At 66.9% G+C, this 362-nt stretch carries 1 protein-coding gene; it reads left to right on the top strand.

What is annotated here, in order from left to right; translation table 11 throughout:
• Nucleotides 1–362, top strand: a 362-nt coding sequence (locus tag AB4037_RS34710; RefSeq protein ID WP_441774697.1) for a hypothetical protein, incomplete at both ends; no start/stop codon positions are given.

Here is a 362-nt window from a genome sequence, read left to right as displayed (position 1 = left end):
AAGCAGACCACGGCGGCCAACAAGCATGCCTGGCTGACGGCCAATTACGATGCGCTGGGCAATGAGGTGGTCAAGACCCTGCTGACGACGGAGGGGACGACCTACACCACGACGACGGCCTATGACGCGGGCAAGCGCATTTTGTGGCGGACCTTCGGGGATGGCACGAGCCTGGGGTCGACGGCCGCGCCGTTCGGCTATAACGGGGCGGGCCAGCTCACTTCCATCCCCGGCCTGGTCGGCAACGTGACCTACAATGCGGCCGGGCAGTCGCTGGCGACCACCTACGCCAATGGGGTGACCAGCACGTCGGCCTATGACGCCACGCGGGGCTGGCTGAACAGCCTGACGGCGGCCAAGGG

It is taken from the genome of Labrys sp. KB_33_2 (assembly GCF_052114505.1).
In the GTDB taxonomy this organism is placed as follows: Bacteria; Pseudomonadota; Alphaproteobacteria; order Rhizobiales; family Labraceae; genus Labrys.
The sequence above is the reverse complement of the archived record's forward strand: the minus strand, read 5'-3'. Positions and strand labels throughout refer to the sequence as shown.